The sequence below is a fragment of the Streptomyces sp. NPDC051677 genome (assembly GCF_044453465.1).
Taxonomy (GTDB): domain Bacteria; phylum Actinomycetota; class Actinomycetes; order Streptomycetales; family Streptomycetaceae; genus Streptomyces.
The window spans coordinates 130,756-148,336 of sequence record NZ_JBITCT010000024.1 but is presented as its reverse complement, the minus strand read 5'-3'; the positions used below and the strand labels follow the sequence as shown (position 1 = coordinate 148,336).

The following is a 17,581-nucleotide window of genomic DNA, read 5'->3' as shown; positions in this document are numbered from 1 at the left end:
GTTACATTCCGAACCCGGAAGCTAAGCCTTACAGCGCCGATGGTACTGCAGGGGGGACCCTGTGGGAGAGTAGGACACCGCCGAACAAATATTGAAAAGGGTTGGGCTCTGAACTTCGGTTCGGTGCCCAACCCTTTTTTGTTTGTGGTCACTTGAAGTTCATGTTGCGCCCCCAGCATCCACGGCATGGGTACTGCTGCAATGCTCAGGGCTGCAGGCGTCGGAGTCGGTGACGAGGTCATCGTGCCGGCCTTCGGGAATGTGGAAATCGCCGGAGCGGTAACCCTGGCGGGTGCGTCGCCGGTGTTCGCCGATGTCGATCCGGTGACGTACTGCCTGGACCCGGTCGTCGTCGAAGCAGTCGTAACTCCGCGGACCGCGGCCGTCGTTGCCGTGCACCGCTTCGGTCGGCCGGCGGATGTCGGGCGGTTGCATGCTGTGGGGGAGCGGCATGGGCTGTTGGTGTTGGAACAGGGGGAGTCCGAGGCCCCGTACGACGAGATCGCTCAGCGTCGGGAGCGGGCCGCTTATCTGGACGGGCGGCTGCGTGGGGTGCGGATGCCCGACGGTGGAGACGGGCACACCTATCAGCAGTACGTCGTACGGGTGCCGGGGAACGGGCGGCCCGACCGGGATGCGTTCGCACGCGCCTTGCGGGGCAGGGGAGTCGAGTGCCGGGTGCCGGTGAAGACTCCGTTGCACCGGTTGCCGGAGTTCAGGCGGTGTGTGTCGCTGCCGGAGACCGAACTGGCGGCGGACGAGACTCTCGCGTTGCCGGTGGACGCCTCGTTGACGAAGCGGGACATGCAGCGGATCGTGTCGGCCTGCAACACGCTCGGCGGACTGCTTCAGCCCGCCCCCTGAACGAGTTTGGGAGCACCGGCTTGTTCGGGGTATGATCTATTCCGTTGCCGCGAGGGAAACCTCGAAAAGTAACTGGCCCCCTTAGCTCAGTCGGCAGAGCGTCTCCATGGTAAGGAGAAGGTCAACGGTTCGATTCCGTTAGGGGGCTCCACAAAAAAGGCCTCCGCCCTTTCGGGCGGGGGCTTTTTTCGTGTCCCGCTTCCCTCACGCCATCCGCATCGCGAGGATCGCCATGTCGTCCGAGGGGGCGTCCGACGCGAAGCGTTCGACCGCACGCATGATGCGGGCCGCGACCGCGCCGGCGGTGAGACCGGTGCAGGTGGACAGGACGTCGGCGAGACCGTCGTCGCCCAGCATGCGGGTGCCCTCACGGCGCTCTGTGACGCCGTCCGTGACGCAGAGCAGGACGTCGCCCCGGTCGAGGGTGACCGTCTGCTCGTAGAGCTCCAGATCCTCCATGACGCCCAGGAGCGGCTGGGGTTCGGCTGCCGCCTCGACCGTGCCGTCCTGACGCAGACGCAGGGGGAGCGGGTGGCCGGCGCAGACCACCTTCAGCTCGGCGCTGCCGTCCTCCTGTGGGCGCATCTCGCCGTAGAGGAGGGTCAGGAAGCGGCTGCGGGCGCCCTCGTCGAGGATCGCCGAGTTCAGGCGCTCCAGGACGGCCGGGCCGCTGAGGCCCTCGCGGGCCAGCAGCCGTAGCGCGTGGCGGGCCAGGCCCGTCACCGCCGCCGCGTTCGGGCCTGTGCCGCAGACGTCGCCGATGGCGAAGCCGTACGCGCCGTCGCTGATGGGGAAGACGTCGTAGAAGTCACCGCCCACCTCGTTGCCCTCGCCGGCCGCGCGGTAGATGACCTCGACCTCGACGCCGTCGACCGTGGGGAGTTCCGGGGGCAGGAGGCTGCGCTGGAGGGACTGGCTGATGGCCGTGCGCTCCGAGTAGAGGCGGGCGTTGTCGAGGGCGAGCGCGGCGCGTCGGGACAGGTCCTCGGCCAGCTCCAGGATCTCCTGGCGGAAGTGTTCGTCGGTGGGCTTGCCGAGGGTCAGCATGCCGATGACGCGGTTGCGGGCGACCAGCGGGAGGACGACGGTCTCGCCGCCCACCGCCGAGGCGGTCGCCAGGGTAGGGCCGATGCCCGAGGAGACCTGGTGGGTCGGGCCGCCGGTCAGGCCCAGGCTGCGCATCGAACTGCGCAGGGCCGCGTCGTGCGCGGCCTCGGAGGGGGCCGACCAGACCCGGGCGCCGGGGGTGGGGACCGGGTCCGGCGGCGCGATCTTCGACAGCAACGACTTGATGCCGTCGATGAGTTCCTCGTCCTCGTGCAGGACGTACGACAGGTACGGGTCGGAGGCCTGGTCGGCGATCGTGTAGACCGCGCACCAGGTGGCCAGGGTCGGGACCGTCATCTGGGCCATCAGGGCCAGGGTCTGGTCGCGGTCCAGGGTGCCCGCGAGGAGGTCTGAGGCCTCGACGAGGAAGCTCAGGGATCCCCGGCGCAGGCGCTCCAGCTCGCCCAGGCGGGCCGATTCCACGGCCAGCGCGATGCGGTCGGCCGCGAACTGCAGGCGCAGGGCCTCCTCGTTGGAGTAGCGGCCGGGGCCCTCCGCCGCGACGCCCAGGGAGCCCGTCAGGCGGCCCTCGACCTTCAGCGGGACCGTGACGACCGAACGCATGCCTGTGCCGCTCAGCAGCGGGAGGGCGCCGGGGACGGCCAGGAGGTCCTCGTGGACGGCCGGCATGCGGGCCGAGCCGTAGCGGCCGGGGCCCGCCTCCACGGGCACGCGCGCGAAGCGTTGGCGGGCGGAGGGCAGGCCGGTGGAGGCGCGGACCTCCAACTCCGTCTCGTCGTCGGTGGCCAGGAGGAGGAAGGCGGAGTCGGCGTCCAGCATGTCGCGGGCGCGTTCCACCGTGCGCTGGAGCAGGCCGTCGAGGTCGTCCGGGGCCGGGGAGCCGATGAACACCTCGAAGGGGTCGGTGCTCTGGCCGTCGGAGCCGGTGGTCGTGTCGGAGGCCGGGACGCGCAACGGGGTCTGCAGGACCGCGCGCTCGTGGTCGCGGACGAGGAGACAGACCGTGGAGGGCTCGCCGTCGGTGTCGCGGACGCGGAGGTGGGAGGCGTAGACAGGCGTGACGCGGCCGTTGGCGCCGCGGATGCCGTAGCTGCCCTCCCAGCGGGAGAGTTGGAGGGCTTCCACGATGCCGGTGCTGGTGCCGGGGGTGTGCGGCCAGGCGGCGAGGTCGGTGAGGGGTTTGCCGATGACCTGGTCGGCCGGGTAGCCGAAGAGTTCGTCGGCGTCCTCGTTCCAGGCGGAGATGGCGCCCGCGCGGTCGATCTGGACGACCGCCACCCGCACCCGGCTGTCGGCGAGCGGGAGGAGATCGGCCGGGAGGGACGGGCCGGCGGCGCGGGTGCCCACCGGGCGGTCGGGGAGGTCGAGTTGGAACCAGACCTGCTTGTGGGTGGGGGTGTACTCGACGCCCCAGCGGCCGGCGATGGCCGCGCAGAGCTGGAGACCGCGGCCGCCTTCGCGGTCGGGGCTGCCCATGGTGGCGAGGGAGCCCTGGAGGGGGATCTCGCGTTCGGGATACCGGTCGGCCACCTCGATGCGGACGCCGTCGTCGCTGCGCAGGCACAGGACGTCCGCGTGGGTGCCCGCGTGGACGACGGCGTTCGTCACCAGCTCACTGGTGAGGACCACGGCGTCGTCGACGATGTCGGCGAAGCCCCACCCCTGCAGGGTGTCGCGGACGAAGGAGCGGGCAGTCGCTACCGATCGCCCGACGGGCTCGAAGCTGGCGGCCGCGCGCGCGGTGATCACAGAACTCCTCGACCGGTTGTCGACGTGCGGGAATCCCTGGCCGTCCTGGTCATGCCGCTGTTGCGGTGGACGCATGCCTGAAGGCCGGGGGTCCGGGGGCTGTCCCCCCGGGATCAGTCCGGTGGTCATGTGTGCGGCCGCCCCTCCGATGCCCGCTCGTGCTCGTGCCACCGCCCAGGCCGGACGGACCGGCGCGGCTGGACAGCCGCATGCAAGGTTACTTACCTTCCCGGTCCCCGCGGATGCCGGTCACCAGTGTTTACGCCCGAGGGTGTGCGGACGATGTGCGAAGCTGCCGAACTGTTATGGCCGGGTTCGGCAAGGGTGAAACACTGGGCAAGCTTCTTGTGAAGGTCCGGGCAGACTGGGTGTCTTCTGCGCACAGGGGGCAGCAGCCCCCGGGGCCCGCCTGGTTTCATCAGGCGGAAAACCCCAGCGGCAGCACGTACGGCGAGCAGCATCCAGGTACAGAGGCAACGGTCGACCCCTGCGGGAGGGACAAGTGGAGTCTGGCGCAGCGACGCGGGGCACTAAGACGCGCGCGAAAGGCGGACAGTCCCTGAGCAGGCAGCGCACACCACGCGGCGGGACCACCGTCGTGGACACAGCGGCCCTGGACCGGCTGCTGGTCGCTCTCGGGTCCATGCGGGACGGCAATTTCCGCAAGCGGCTCACCGTGTCCGGCGATGGCGTGATGTCGGAGATCGCGGCCGTGTTCAACGAGGTCGCGGACCGAAATCTGCACCTCACGGGTGAACTGTCGCGGGTGCGACGCATGGTGGGACGTGAGGGAAAGCTCACCGAGCGGCTGGAGACGGGCGCCTGCGAGGGGTCCTGGGCGACCGCCATCGACAACTCGAACGCGCTGGTCGACGACCTCGTACGGCCTGTCTCCGAGGTCGGGCGGGTGCTGTCGGCGGTGGCCGAGGGTGATCTGTCGCCGCGGATGGAGCTTCGGACGCACACGCCGGAGGGGACCGGGCATCCGCTGCGCGGGGAGTTCCTGAAGGTCGGGCGGACGGTGAACAACCTGGTCGACCAGTTGTCGACGTTCACCGACGAGGTCACCCGTGTGGCCAGCGAGGTCGGCACCGAGGGCAAGCTGGGCGGGCAGGCCCAGGTGCGCGGTATGTCCGGTTCGTGGAAGGATCTCACGGAGTCCGTCAACACGATGGCGTACCGGCTCACGGCGCAGGTGCGGGACATCGCGCTGGTGACGACGGCCGTGGCCAAGGGTGATCTGTCACGGAAGGTGACGGTTCACGTCGAGGGCGAGATGCTCGAGCTGAAGAACACCGTCAACACGATGGTGGACCAGCTCTCCGCGTTCTCGGTGGAGGTGACCCGGGTCGCCCGCGAGGTCGGCACCGAGGGCATCCTGGGCGGCCAGGCGCAGGTGTCCGGCGTGGACGGGGTGTGGAAAGAGCTCACCGATTCGGTGAACACCATGGCCGGCAACCTGACGGCTCAGGTGCGTGGGATCGCTGAGGTGACGACGGCGGTCGCCAACGGCGATCTGTCGCAGAAGGTGACGGTGTCGGCGCGCGGCGAGATCGCGCAGCTCGCCGACACGATCAACCAGATGACCGAGACGCTGCGGACCCTCGCGGACGAGGTCACTCGCGTGGCCAACGAGGTCGGCGCGGCGGGGCAGCTCGGCGGTCAGGCGAACGTGCCGGGTGCGGCGGGGACGTGGAAGGACCTGACGGACTCCGTCAACACGGTGTTCCGCAACCTCACCACTCAGGTGCGGGACATCGCCGCGGTGACGACGGCCGTGGCCAGCGGCGATCTGTCGCAGAAGGTCACAGTGGACGTGGCCGGCGAGATGCTGGAGATGAAGAACACCGTCAACGGGATGGTCGACCAGCTGTCGGCCTTCGGCGCCGAGGTCACGCGCGTGGCGCGGGAGATCGGGGTCGAGGGCGAGCTGGGCGGTCAGGCGCAGGTGTCGGGTGTGGCCGGGACATGGAAGGACCTGACGGACTCCGTCAACACGGCGTTCAGGAATCTCACCGGACAGGTGAGGAACATCGCGCAGGTCACCACGGCCGTGGCCAACGGCGACCTCTCGCAGAAGGTCACCGTCGACGTGTCCGGTGAGATGGCGCAGCTGAAGAACACCGTGAACACGATGGTGGACCAGCTGTCGTCGTTCGCCGACCAGGTGACGCGGATGGCCCGGGACGTGGGCACCGAGGGCAGGCTGGGCGGTCAGGCCCGGGTGGACGGTGTGTCGGGTACGTGGAAGGAGCTCACCGACTCCGTCAACTCGATGGCGGGGAACCTCACCTCGCAGGTGCGCAACATCGCGCAGGTGACGACGGCCGTGGCCCGCGGTGACCTGTCGCAGAAGATCGACGTCGACGCGCGCGGGGAGATCCTGGAGCTCAAGAACACCATCAACACGATGGTGGATCAGCTGTCCGCCTTCGCCGACCAGGTGACCCGGGTCGCGCGTGAGGTGGGCACGGACGGGCGGCTCGGCGGGCAGGCGCAGGTGCCCGGTGTGGCCGGTGTGTGGCGCGATCTGACCGACTCGGTGAACGGCATGGCCGGCAACCTCACCGCCCAGGTGCGCAACATCGCTCAGGTCGCCACCGCGGTGGCCCGCGGTGACCTGTCCCAGAAGATCACCGTGGACGCGCGCGGGGAGATCCTCGAGCTGAAGAACACGCTGAACACGATGGTGGACCAGCTGTCGTCGTTCGCCCAGGAGGTCACGCGTGTGGCCCGTGAGGTGGGTACGGAGGGGCAGCTCGGCGGACAGGCCGAGGTGCAGGGTGTCTCCGGCACCTGGAAGGACCTCACGCAGTCCGTGAACTTCATGGCGAACAACCTGACCATCCAGGTGCGCCAGATCGCGGAGGTCACGACCGCGGTCGCCAAGGGCGACCTGTCGAAGAAGATCACGGTCGACGCCAAGGGCGAGATCCTGGAGCTCGTCACCACCGTCAACACGATGGTGGACCAGCTGTCGTCGTTCGCCGAGCAGGTGACCCGGGTGGCCCGCGAGGTGGGCACCGAGGGCATCCTGGGCGGCCAGGCGCACGTTCCGGGTATCACGGGCATCTGGAAGGACCTCAGCGGCAACGTCAACCTGATGGCCAAGAACCTGACCACGCAGGTGCGCAACATCTCGCAGGTCGCGGCGGCGGTGGCCAACGGCGATCTGACGCGGCAGGTGACGATCGAGGCGCGCGGCGAGGTCGCGCAGCTCGCCGACACCATCAACACCATGGTGAAGACGCTGAGTTCGTTCGCCGAGCAGGTCACCAAGGTGGCCCGTGAGGTGGGCACGGACGGCATCCTCGGCGGGCAGGCGCACGTGCCGGGTGTGGCGGGTACGTGGAAGGACCTCACCGAGTCGGTGAATCAGATGGCGTCCAACCTGACCGGCCAGGTGCGCAACATCGCCATGGTCACGACGGCCATCGCCAAGGGTGACCTGACGAAGAAGATCGACATCGACGCGCGCGGGGAGATCCTCGAACTGAAGACGACCATCAACACGATGGTCGACCAGCTGTCGTCGTTCGCCGAGGAGGTCACCCGCGTTGCCCGCGAGGTCGGTACGGAGGGGCAGCTGGGCGGTCAGGCCCGCGTGCGTGACGTCGACGGCACCTGGCGTGACCTGACCGAGTCCGTGAACGAGATGGCCGGGAACCTGACCCGGCAGGTGCGTGCCATCGCGCGCGTGGCGACCGCGGTGACCCGTGGTGACCTGAACCTGAAGATCGACGTGGACGCGTCCGGGGAGATCCAGGAACTTCAGGACTACATCAACAAGATGATCACTAACCTGCGCGACACCACGATCGCCAACAAGGAGCAGGACTGGCTCAAGGGCAACCTCGCGCGCGTGTCCGCTCTGATGCAGGGGCGGCGCGACCTGGCGGACGTGGCCTCGCTGATCATGAGCGAGCTGCCGCCCCTGGTGGCCGCGCAGCACGGCGCTTTCTTCCTGGCCATGCCGCCGACCGACGGCGACGCCGACCAGTACGAGCTGCGGATGCTGGGCTCGTACGGGTACTCGATGGGCTCCATGCCGACGTCGTTCCGGCCGGGTGAGGCGCTGGTCGGGACGGCCGCGGAGGAGAAGCGCACGATCCTCGTCGCGAACGCCCCAAGCGGCTATCTGAAGATCTCCTCGGGGCTCGGTGAGGCGCCGCCCGCGCAGGTGATCGTGCTGCCGGTGCTGTTCGAGGGCAAGGTCCTCGGCGTGATCGAGCTGGCGTCGTTCACGAAGTTCACACAGATCCAGAAGGACTTCCTCAACCAGCTCGCCGAGATGATCGCGACCAGCGTCAACACCATCTCCGTCAACACCAAGACCGAGCTGCTGCTGAAGCAGTCGCAGGAGCTGACCGAGCAACTGAGGGAGCGGTCGGCCGAGTTGGAGCAGCGGCAGAAGGCTCTGCAGGCGTCCAACGCCGAACTGGAGGAGAAGGCCGAGCTGCTGGCGCAGCAGAACCGCGACATCGAGGTGAAGAACACCGAGATCGAGGAGGCGCGGCAGGTCCTGGAGGAGCGTGCCGAGCAGCTCGCGGTGTCGATGCGCTACAAGAGCGAGTTCCTCGCCAACATGTCGCACGAGCTGCGGACGCCGCTCAACTCGCTGCTGATCCTGGCCAAGCTGCTCGCCGACAACGCGGAGGGCAACCTCTCGCCGAAGCAGGTCGAGTTCGCCGAGACGATCCACGGGGCGGGTTCCGATCTGCTCCAGCTGATCAACGACATCCTGGACCTGTCGAAGGTCGAGGCGGGCAAGATGGACGTGTCGCCGACGCGGATCGCACTGGTCCAGCTCGTCGACTACGTGGAGGCCACGTTCCGGCCGCTGACCGCGGAGAAGGGCCTCGACCTGTCGGTGCGGGTGTCGCCTGAGCTGCCGGCCACGCTGCACACCGACGAGCAGCGGCTGCTGCAGGTGCTGCGCAACCTGCTGTCCAACGCGGTGAAGTTCACCGACTCCGGGTCGGTCGAGCTGGTCATCCGGCCGGCCGGGGCGGACGTCCCGGTGGCGATCAAGGAGCAGTTGCTGGAGGCCGGTTCGCTCACCGATCCGGACGCCGCCCTGATCGCGTTCTCGGTGACGGACACCGGCATCGGGATCGCGGCCAGCAAGATGCGGGTGATCTTCGAGGCGTTCAAGCAGGCGGACGGCACCACCAGCCGCAAGTACGGCGGCACGGGCCTGGGGCTGTCCATCTCGCGGGAGATCGCACAGTTGCTCGGCGGTGAGATCTACGCACAGAGCGAGACGGGCCGTGGTTCGACGTTCACGCTGTATCTGCCGCTGCATCCGAGCGAGCTGCCGCCGCAGGGCTACCAGCAGGTCGTGCCGGCGCTGGAGGCCGGCGACCTGGTGGCTTCGGAGAACGGGGCGCTGGAGCTGTCGGAGCTGTCCGACGTGGAGATCGAGACGCCGGCCGAGGTGAGGTCGTACCAGGACGCGCAGAACGGTCCGGCGGCCCTCTTCAGGCGCCGGCGCCGCCTGGTGAGCGGCGGCGAGCAGGTGGGGCGTCCTGAGCAGTGGCCGGCCCGCGGGCAGGAGGCGGGGGCCCGCGCGCGCGTGGGCGTCCGGTTCGGCGGCGAGAAGGTGCTGATCGTCGACGACGACATCCGCAACGTGTTCGCGCTGACCAGCGTTCTGGAACAGCACGGCCTGTCGGTGCTGTACGCGGAGAACGGCCGGGAGGGCATCGAGGTCCTGGAGCAGCACGACGACGTGGCGGTCGTCCTGATGGACATCATGATGCCCGAGATGGACGGCTATGCGACGACGACGGCGATCCGGCGGATGCCGCAGTTCTCCGGGCTGCCGATCATCGCGCTGACCGCGAAGGCGATGAAGGGCGACCGGGAGAAGGCGATCGAGTCGGGCGCCTCCGACTACGTGACGAAGCCGGTCGACCCCGATCACCTGCTGTCGGTGATGCAGCAGTGGATGCGGGACGCGTGAGGGAGACACGGCGTGACGGGAACCTTCGGCGTGCGCCCCGAGTTGCTGACTCAGGGTGGCCGCCGCCGTGTAGCGAGGCGGAATTCGGGGAACCTTCTGGTCTCCTGCTGCGTTCCTGCTACGTGCACAGTGACATCACGGTGACAGGGTGTGGCGACGGTCGGGGTGCGGCTACCATGACCGGCACAAGGAAGGGCGGCGCAAAGGAGTCGTCCCCAGGGGCGGCGCCCGGTGCACTGCCGGGGCGAGGAGGGCGGGCCATGGTGCAGAAGGCCAAGATCCTCCTGGTCGATGACCGGCCGGAGAATCTGCTGGCGCTGGAGGCGATCCTCTCTGCGCTCGATCAGACGCTGGTGCGGGCATCGTCCGGGGAAGAGGCGCTCAAAGCACTGCTGACGGACGACTTCGCGGTCATTCTGCTGGACGTCCAGATGCCGGGCATGGACGGCTTCGAGACGGCCGCGCACATCAAGAGGCGAGAGCGGACCAGGGACATCCCGATCATCTTCCTCACCGCGATCAACCACGGGCCGCACCACACCTTCCGCGGATATGCGGCGGGCGCGGTGGACTACATCTCCAAGCCGTTCGACCCGTGGGTGCTGCGCGCGAAGGTCTCGGTGTTCGTCGAGCTGTACATGAAGAACTGCCAGCTGCGTGAGCAGGCGGCGCTGCTGCGGCTGCAGTTGGAGGGCGGTGGCGGCAAGGGCGCTGCGGGTGGCGCCAAGGAGCCGGCGGGGCTGCTCGCCGAGCTCTCCGCGCGGCTCGCGGCCGTCGAGGAGCAGGCGGAGGCGCTGTCCAAGCAGCTCGACGACGAGTCGGCGGACGCGGCGGCGGTGGCCACGGCGGCGCACCTGGAGCGCAAACTCACGGGTCTGCGCCGGGCGCTGGACGCCCTGGAGCCGGGCGCCGGCAATGGCGCGGCCTCGGTGCCGTCGCAGAACTGACCGGAATCGACGCAGCCGACCGACACCACGGAACGGAACTGACGCGTGCGGCCCATGGAGTTGTGCATGAGGACGTGTCAGTTCCCTTCCCGGCACAGCGGGCGCGTCAGTTCCGCGCCCACACGGGGGCGACACGAACGGGTGAAGCAGTAGGCACACGTGTCCGCTGTGGTCTCCACCGGTAACCTCACACTCATGGCCTCACGTCCCTCCGCAGCCAAGAAGCAGCCAGCCAAGAAGGCGGCTGCTCCCGCGAAGGCTCCGGCGAAGAAGGCCGCTGCGAAAAAGGCCCCGGCGAAGAAGGCGCCCGCCAAGAAAGCCGCGGCCAAGAAGCCCGCGCCCGCGCCCGCACCGGCTCCCAATCCCACCGGGGGCATCTACAGACTCGTACGCGCCATCTGGCTCGGGCTGGCGCACGCCGTCGGCGCCGTGTTCCGCGGCATAGGGAACGGCGCGAAGAACCTCGACCCGGCCCACCGCAAGGACGGCGTCGCGCTGCTGCTGTTCGGCGTCGCGCTGATCGTCGCCGCGGGCACCTGGGCCGACCTGCGCGGCCCCGTCGGTGACCTCGTCGAGATCCTGGTGACCGGCGCCTTCGGCCGGCTCGACCTGCTCGTGCCGATCCTGCTGGCGGTCATCGCCGTGCGTTTCATCCGGCACCCCGAGAAGCCCGAGGCCAACGGCCGCATCGTGATCGGCCTGTCCGCGCTCGTCATCGGCGTGCTCGGCCAGGTCCACATCGCCTGCGGCGCGCCCGCCCGCAGCGACGGCATGCAGGCGATAAGGGACGCCGGCGGCCTCATCGGCTGGAGCGCGGCCACCCCGCTGACGTACACCATGGGCGAGGTCCTCGCCGTACCGCTGCTGGTGCTGCTCACGATCTTCGGGCTGCTGGTCGTCACGGCGACCCCGGTCAACGCCGTCCCGCAGCGGCTGCGGCAGCTCGGGGTGCGGCTCGGCGTACTGCACGACCCGGCGGCCGACGAGTACGACGAGTTCGGCGACGACGACGCGCGCTACGACGAGCAGTGGCGCGAGGCGCTGCCCGGGCGGCCCCGACGGCGCTCCAGCGCCCCCCAGTCCTACGACCCGGACGACGCCGAGCAGGAGGCGCTCTCCCGGCGGCGCGGCCGTCCCCGGCGCTCCGCGGTGCCGCAGCCGGCCATGGACCGGCAGCTGGACGCCGTGGACATCGCCGCGGCCGCCGCGGCCGACCTCGACGGCGCCGTTCTGCACGGCATGCCGCCCTCGCCGATCGTCGCCGACCTCACCCAGGGCGTGAGCGTCGGCGACCGGGAGCCGACGACGCCGACGCCCCTCCCGGCACCGGCCTCCCGCCCCCGGCAGGAGAAGCTCAAGGTCGGCGGAGCGGTCCCCGACCTGACCAAGTCGGCGCCGGAAGAGATGCGCGAACTGCCGCCGCGCGCCGAGCAGCTCCAGCTGTCCGGCGACATCACCTACTCCCTCCCCTCGCTCGACCTCCTGGAGCGCGGGGGCCCCGGCAAGGCGCGCAGCGCCGCCAACGACGCCGTCGTCGCGTCGCTGACGAACGTCTTCACCGAGTTCAAGGTCGACGCCGCCGTCACCGGCTTCACCCGCGGGCCGACGGTCACGCGCTACGAGGTCGAGCTCGGCCCCGCCGTGAAGGTCGAGCGGATCACCGCGCTGGCGAAGAACATCGCGTACGCCGTCGCCAGCCCCGATGTGCGGATCATCAGCCCGATCCCGGGCAAGTCCGCGGTCGGCATCGAGATCCCGAACACCGACCGGGAGATGGTCAACCTCGGGGACGTGCTGCGGCTCGCGGACGCGGCCGAGGACGACCACCCGATGCTGGTGGCGCTCGGCAAGGACGTCGAGGGCGGCTACGTGATGGCCAACATGGCGAAGATGCCGCACGTCCTGGTGGCCGGAGCCACCGGTTCCGGCAAGTCGTCCTGCATCAACTGCCTGATCACGTCGATCATGGTCCGCGCGACCCCCGAGGACGTGCGGCTGGTCCTGATCGACCCCAAGCGCGTCGAACTGACCGCCTACGAGGGCATCCCTCACCTGATCACGCCGATCATCACCAACCCGAAGCGGGCCGCCGAGGCGCTTCAGTGGGTCGTACGGGAGATGGATCTGCGGTACGACGACCTGGCGGCGTTCGGCTTCCGGCACATCGACGACTTCAACGAGGCCATAAGGAACGGCAAGGTCAAGCTGCCCGAGGGCAGCGAGCGCGAGCTTCAGCCGTATCCCTATCTGCTGGTGATCGTCGACGAGCTGGCCGACCTGATGATGGTCGCGCCGCGTGACGTCGAGGACTCGATCGTGCGCATCACACAACTCGCGCGCGCGGCCGGCATCCATCTGGTGCTCGCCACGCAGCGGCCCTCCGTCGACGTCGTCACCGGCCTGATCAAGGCGAACGTGCCGTCGCGGCTAGCCTTCGCCACCTCCTCGCTCGCCGACTCGCGGGTCATCCTCGACCAGCCGGGCGCCGAGAAGCTGATCGGCAAGGGCGACGGGCTGTTCCTGCCGATGGGCGCGAACAAGCCGACCCGTATGCAGGGCGCCTTCGTGACCGAGGCCGAGGTCGCGGCCGTCGTCCAGCACTGCAAGGACCAGATGGCGCCCGTCTTCCGCGACGACGTCACCGTCGGCACCAAGCAGAAGAAGGAGATCGACGAGGACATCGGCGACGACCTCGACCTGCTGTGCCAGGCGGCCGAGCTGGTGGTCTCCACCCAGTTCGGGTCGACGTCCATGCTCCAGCGCAAGCTGCGCGTCGGCTTCGCCAAGGCCGGTCGGCTGATGGACCTCATGGAGTCGCGGAACATCGTCGGGCCCAGCGAGGGCTCCAAGGCGCGTGACGTTCTCGTGAAGCCGGACGAGCTGGACGGCGTGCTCGCGGTGATCCGGGGGGAGTCTCAGGGGTAGACGTCAACGCTGGAAGCGGGGGTCGGTCGTGACTCACCCGTTAGAGAGCGGCGAGCAACCGTTTCCCTTTGACGTACGTCAAGTTGAGCGAGAGGACAGGTGCGGCTCCCGCCGGGGCCGTAACCGGCCCGTCATCGGCGTGTCCGGCCATACCGATGGCGTACAAAGTCGTACCGCCCGGTTGCCCCTCCCTTTGGCACCCCCCCTAGACTGAACCTCCAGCACAGGTGGCTACACGCTCGAAAGGCGCCCCCGTGTCCATCGGCAACTCCCCTGAAGACGAGCGTCCGTTCGAAGACCCGTCCGAGGAAGCCCCCTTCTCCATCGGCCGTGCCCTGCAGCAGGCGCGCATCGCGGCCGGGCTGACCGTCGACGACGTCAGCAGCGCCACCCGGGTCCGTATCGTCATCATCCACGCCATCGAGGCGGACGACTTCGCTCCCTGCGGCGGAGACGTCTACGCGCGCGGGCACATCCGGACCCTGGCCAGGGCCGTCCACCTCGACCCCGCCCCGCTGATCGACCGGTACGACGCCACCCACGGCGGCCGTCCCGCGCCGACCCCGGCCGCGCCGCTGTTCGAGGCGGAACGTATCCGCCCCGAGCGGCGCGGGCCGAACTGGACCGCGGCCATGGTCGCCGCGATCGTCGCCGTCGTCGGCTTCGTCGGCTTCACTGCGTTCAGGGGCAGCGACGACGGCGGGTCGAAGGAGCAGGTCGCCGACGGCGCCACCCCGGCGACCGCGAAGACCGTCTCGCCCACGCCGAAGACCGACAAGCCCGCCGCCACCACGCCGGCGCCCTCCGACAGCGCCATCGCCGCGGCTCCCCAGGACAAGGTGACCGTCCAGGTCAGTGCCGCCGACGGGCGCAGCTGGATCTCCGCCAAGGACCACAACGGCCGGATGATCTTCGACGGCTTCCTCAAGCAGGGCGACTCGAAGACCTTCCAGGACAGCGAGAAGATCAGCCTCATCCTCGGCGACGCCGGAGCGATCGATCTGTTCGTCAACGGCAAGAAGCTCAACGACGACTTCCGGCCCGGCGCGGTGGAGCGTCTGACCTACACGAAGGGCGACCCGCAGGTCGGATGAACCGGGCGGGGCTTGGCGCATACGGGGTTGGTGATCTTCACCAACCCCGTCGACGTTGACTGTCGGTGCGACAAAGTAGTCTTGAGCCCATGCCTGAACGCCGTACCGTCGCACTCGTCACCCTTGGCTGCGCCCGTAACGAGGTGGACTCGGAGGAGCTCGCAGGCCGTTTGGAGGCGGACGGCTGGCAGCTCGTGGAGGACGCCGAGGACGCCGACGTGGCCGTCGTCAACACCTGCGGCTTCGTCGACGCCGCCAAGAAGGACTCCGTCGACGCCCTGCTGGAGGCCAACGACCTCAAGGGGCACGGCAGAACCCAGGCCGTCGTGGCGGTGGGCTGCATGGCCGAGCGGTACGGCAAGGAACTCGCCGACGCCCTGCCCGAGGCCGACGGCGTACTCGGCTTCGACGACTACGCCGACATCTCCGACCGCCTCCAGACCATCCTGAACGGCGGCATCCACGCCTCCCACACCCCGCGCGACCGGCGCAAGCTGCTGCCCATCAGCCCGGCCGAGCGGCAGGAATCGGCCGCTGCGGTCGCGCTCCCGGGGCACGGCCCGACCGACCTCCCGGAGGGGCTCGCTCCGGCCTCCGGCCCGCGCGCACCCCTGCGCCGACGGCTGGACGGCGCGCCCGTCGCCTCGGTCAAGCTCGCCTCCGGCTGCGACCGGCGCTGCTCCTTCTGCGCCATCCCGTCCTTCCGCGGCTCCTTCATCTCCCGCCGGCCGAGCGACGTGCTGAACGAGACGCGGTGGCTGGCCGAGCAGGGCGTCAAGGAGATCATGCTGGTCTCCGAGAACAACACCTCCTACGGCAAGGACCTCGGCGACATCCGGCTGCTGGAGTCGCTGCTGCCCGAGCTCGCCGAGGTCGACGGCCTGGAGCGGGTGCGCGTCAGCTACCTCCAGCCGGCCGAGATGCGGCCCGGCCTGATCGACGTGCTGACGTCCACGCCCAAGATCGCGCCCTACTTCGACCTGTCCTTCCAGCACTCCGCGCCGGGCGTGCTGCGCGCGATGCGCCGCTTCGGCGACACCGACCGCTTCCTGGAGCTGCTCGACACCATCCGCGGCAAGGCGCCCCAGGCGGGTGTGCGCTCCAACTTCATCGTGGGCTTCCCCGGCGAGTCCGAGGCCGACCTGGCCGAGCTGGAGCGCTTCCTGAACGGCGCACGGCTCGACGCGATCGGAGTCTTCGGCTACTCCGACGAGGAGGGCACCGAGGCCGCGACGTACGACGACAAGCTCGACGTGGACGTCGTCGCCGAGCGGCTCGCCCGGGTCTCCCGGCTCGCCGAGGAACTCGTCTCGCAGCGCGCCGAGGAGCGCCTCGGCGAGACCGTGCACGTCCTCGTGGAGTCGGTGGACGAGGAGGGCGTGTACGGCCGGGGCGCGCACCAGGCGCCGGAGACGGACGGCCAGGTGCTGCTCACATCGGGCGAAAGCCTGAGCGTCGGTCGTATGGTCGAGGCGAAGGTGGTCGGCACCGAGGGTGTCGATCTGGTGGCCGAGCCCCTGCTGGGTTCGCTCGGATGTAGTGAGGAGGCGGGCAGATGACGGGTGTTCCGGCATCGGCTGCGGGCGGCCCCTCGCAGGCCAAGAGCAGCGCCGCGCCCGCAAGTCCGGTCTCCGGCACGGCCCCCGACGCCTCCGACGCGCCCGTTGTCGCCGTCGACGGTCAGGACGCCGGCAGGCCGCCGCGGGGCGCGAAGCTGGCGGCCGCCGCCGTCAATCAGGCGAGCGTCTGGAACATCGCCAATCTGCTGACGATGCTTCGGCTGATCCTGGTGCCCGGGTTCGTCGCGCTGATGCTGGCCGACGGCGGCTACGACCCGGCGTGGCGTTCGCTCGCCTGGGCGGCCTTCGCCGTCGCCATGATCACCGACCTGTTCGACGGGCATCTGGCGCGGACGTACAACCTCGTCACCGACTTCGGGAAGATCGCCGACCCGATCGCCGACAAGGCGATCATGGGAGCGGCGCTGATCTGTCTCTCCTCGCTCGGCGACCTGCCGTGGTGGGTGACGATCGTGATCCTCGGCCGGGAACTCGGGATCACACTGCTGCGTTTTCTGGTCATCCGATACGGGGTCATCCCGGCGAGTCGGGGCGGCAAGCTCAAGACGCTCACCCAGGGCGTGGCCGTCGGGATGTACGTCCTGGCGCTGACGGGGTGGCTGGCCACCCTGAGGTGGTGGGTGATGGCCGCGGCGGTCGTGCTGACCGTGGTGACCGGACTCGACTACGTAAGACAGGCCATTGTGCTGCGCAGTCAGGGGATCGCCGAGCGTCGGGCCGCGTCGGAGGAGACGGAAGCGTGAATTCCACGGCTGCCGATGTGGTGCGACTACTCACGGTGAACGAAGAGACGCTCGCCGTGGCCGAGTCGCTGACCGGTGGTCTGGTGGCGGCGGAGATCACATCGGTTCCGGGGGCGTCCAAGGTCTTCCGCGGTTCGGTCACCGCCTACGCCACCGGACTCAAGCATGAGCTGCTCGGCGTCGACGCAGGTCTGCTGGCCGCTCGCGGAGCGGTGGACGGGCAGGTGGCGGCCCAGATGGCGGCCGGCGTGCGCAAGGCGCTGGGCGCCGACTGGGGCGTCGCGACGACCGGGGTGGCCGGCCCCGATCCGCAGGACGGGCAGCCGGTCGGGACGGTCTTCGTGGCCGTGGACGGTCCGTTCTGGGCGCATTCCGGTTCCGCCGCTGGCGGAAAAGTGGAGGCCCTGCGGTTGAACGGCGACCGGGCGGAAATTCGTAGAGAGAGTGTACGGAGCGTACTCGCACTGCTCCTGACAGAGCTGGCGGGCGAACACACCGGGAACGAGCGGGCACAGGATACGGAACAGAACGGGGGGTTTTGATGTTTGCAGCCCTGAGTGAACACGACATCGCTCCCCGCACGGCCGCAGCGCAAGGCGGTACGGTGGGGCGTGAAGGATGCGGCTACGCGGTCCGAGGAGGGAGC

General features: G+C 69.5%; 9 protein-coding genes, 1 tRNA gene and 1 rRNA gene. 10 read left to right on the top strand and 1 reads right to left on the bottom strand.

Features of this window, described 5'->3' with window-relative positions; all coding sequences use genetic code 11:
• The 3 genes from rrf to ACIBAF_RS26990 form a co-directional block, all read left to right on the top strand.
• Positions 1–86, top strand: a 5S ribosomal RNA gene (gene rrf, locus ACIBAF_RS27000); the annotation flags it as partial.
• A gap of 115 nt (positions 87–201) precedes the next feature.
• Positions 202–864: a DegT/DnrJ/EryC1/StrS family aminotransferase gene (locus ACIBAF_RS26995; RefSeq protein ID WP_399466370.1), complete on the top strand. Its 663-nt coding sequence runs from the start codon at positions 202–204 to the stop codon at positions 862–864.
• A 75-nt stretch (positions 865–939) separates the two neighbouring features.
• Positions 940–1,015, top strand: a tRNA-Thr gene (locus tag ACIBAF_RS26990).
• A gap of 53 nt (positions 1,016–1,068) precedes the next feature.
• Here ACIBAF_RS26990 and ACIBAF_RS26985 read toward each other — a convergent pair.
• Positions 1,069–3,810, bottom strand: a complete 2,742-nt coding sequence (locus tag ACIBAF_RS26985) for a SpoIIE family protein phosphatase (protein ID WP_399466364.1) — start codon at positions 3,808–3,810, stop codon at positions 1,069–1,071.
• A gap of 373 nt (positions 3,811–4,183) precedes the next feature.
• Between ACIBAF_RS26985 and ACIBAF_RS26980 the strand changes: the two genes are divergently transcribed.
• The 7 genes from ACIBAF_RS26980 (at position 4,184) to ACIBAF_RS26950 (ending at position 17,477) form a co-directional block, all read left to right on the top strand.
• Positions 4,184–9,646, top strand: coding sequence for a HAMP domain-containing protein (locus ACIBAF_RS26980; protein ID WP_399466362.1), 5,463 nt, complete (start codon positions 4,184–4,186; stop codon positions 9,644–9,646).
• A 260-nt stretch (positions 9,647–9,906) separates the two neighbouring features.
• Positions 9,907–10,593, top strand: a complete 687-nt coding sequence (locus ACIBAF_RS26975) for a two-component system response regulator (RefSeq protein WP_399466361.1) — start codon at positions 9,907–9,909, stop codon at positions 10,591–10,593.
• Positions 10,594–10,788: 195 nt separating this feature from the next.
• Positions 10,789–13,518 (top strand): DNA translocase FtsK, encoded by a 2,730-nt coding sequence (locus ACIBAF_RS26970; RefSeq protein ID WP_399466360.1) that lies wholly within the window; start codon positions 10,789–10,791, stop codon positions 13,516–13,518.
• Positions 13,519–13,772: 254 nt separating this feature from the next.
• Entirely contained in the window at positions 13,773–14,612 is an 840-nt protein-coding gene (locus ACIBAF_RS26965; RefSeq protein WP_399466358.1) for a helix-turn-helix domain-containing protein, read from the top strand.
• A gap of 89 nt (positions 14,613–14,701) precedes the next feature.
• Complete coding sequence (gene rimO / locus ACIBAF_RS26960; RefSeq protein WP_399466357.1) at positions 14,702–16,171, top strand: 30S ribosomal protein S12 methylthiotransferase RimO; 1,470 nt, start codon at positions 14,702–14,704, stop codon at positions 16,169–16,171.
• Positions 16,168–16,935, top strand: coding sequence for a CDP-diacylglycerol--glycerol-3-phosphate 3-phosphatidyltransferase (gene pgsA, locus ACIBAF_RS26955; protein WP_399466355.1), 768 nt, complete (start codon positions 16,168–16,170; stop codon positions 16,933–16,935). Before rimO ends, pgsA begins: the two co-directional genes overlap by 4 nt.
• Entirely contained in the window at positions 16,932–17,477 is a 546-nt protein-coding gene (locus ACIBAF_RS26950; RefSeq protein ID WP_399466353.1) for a CinA family protein, read from the top strand. The genes pgsA and ACIBAF_RS26950 overlap by 4 nt, the downstream gene beginning before the upstream one ends.
• Positions 17,478–17,581 lie beyond the last annotated feature (104 nt).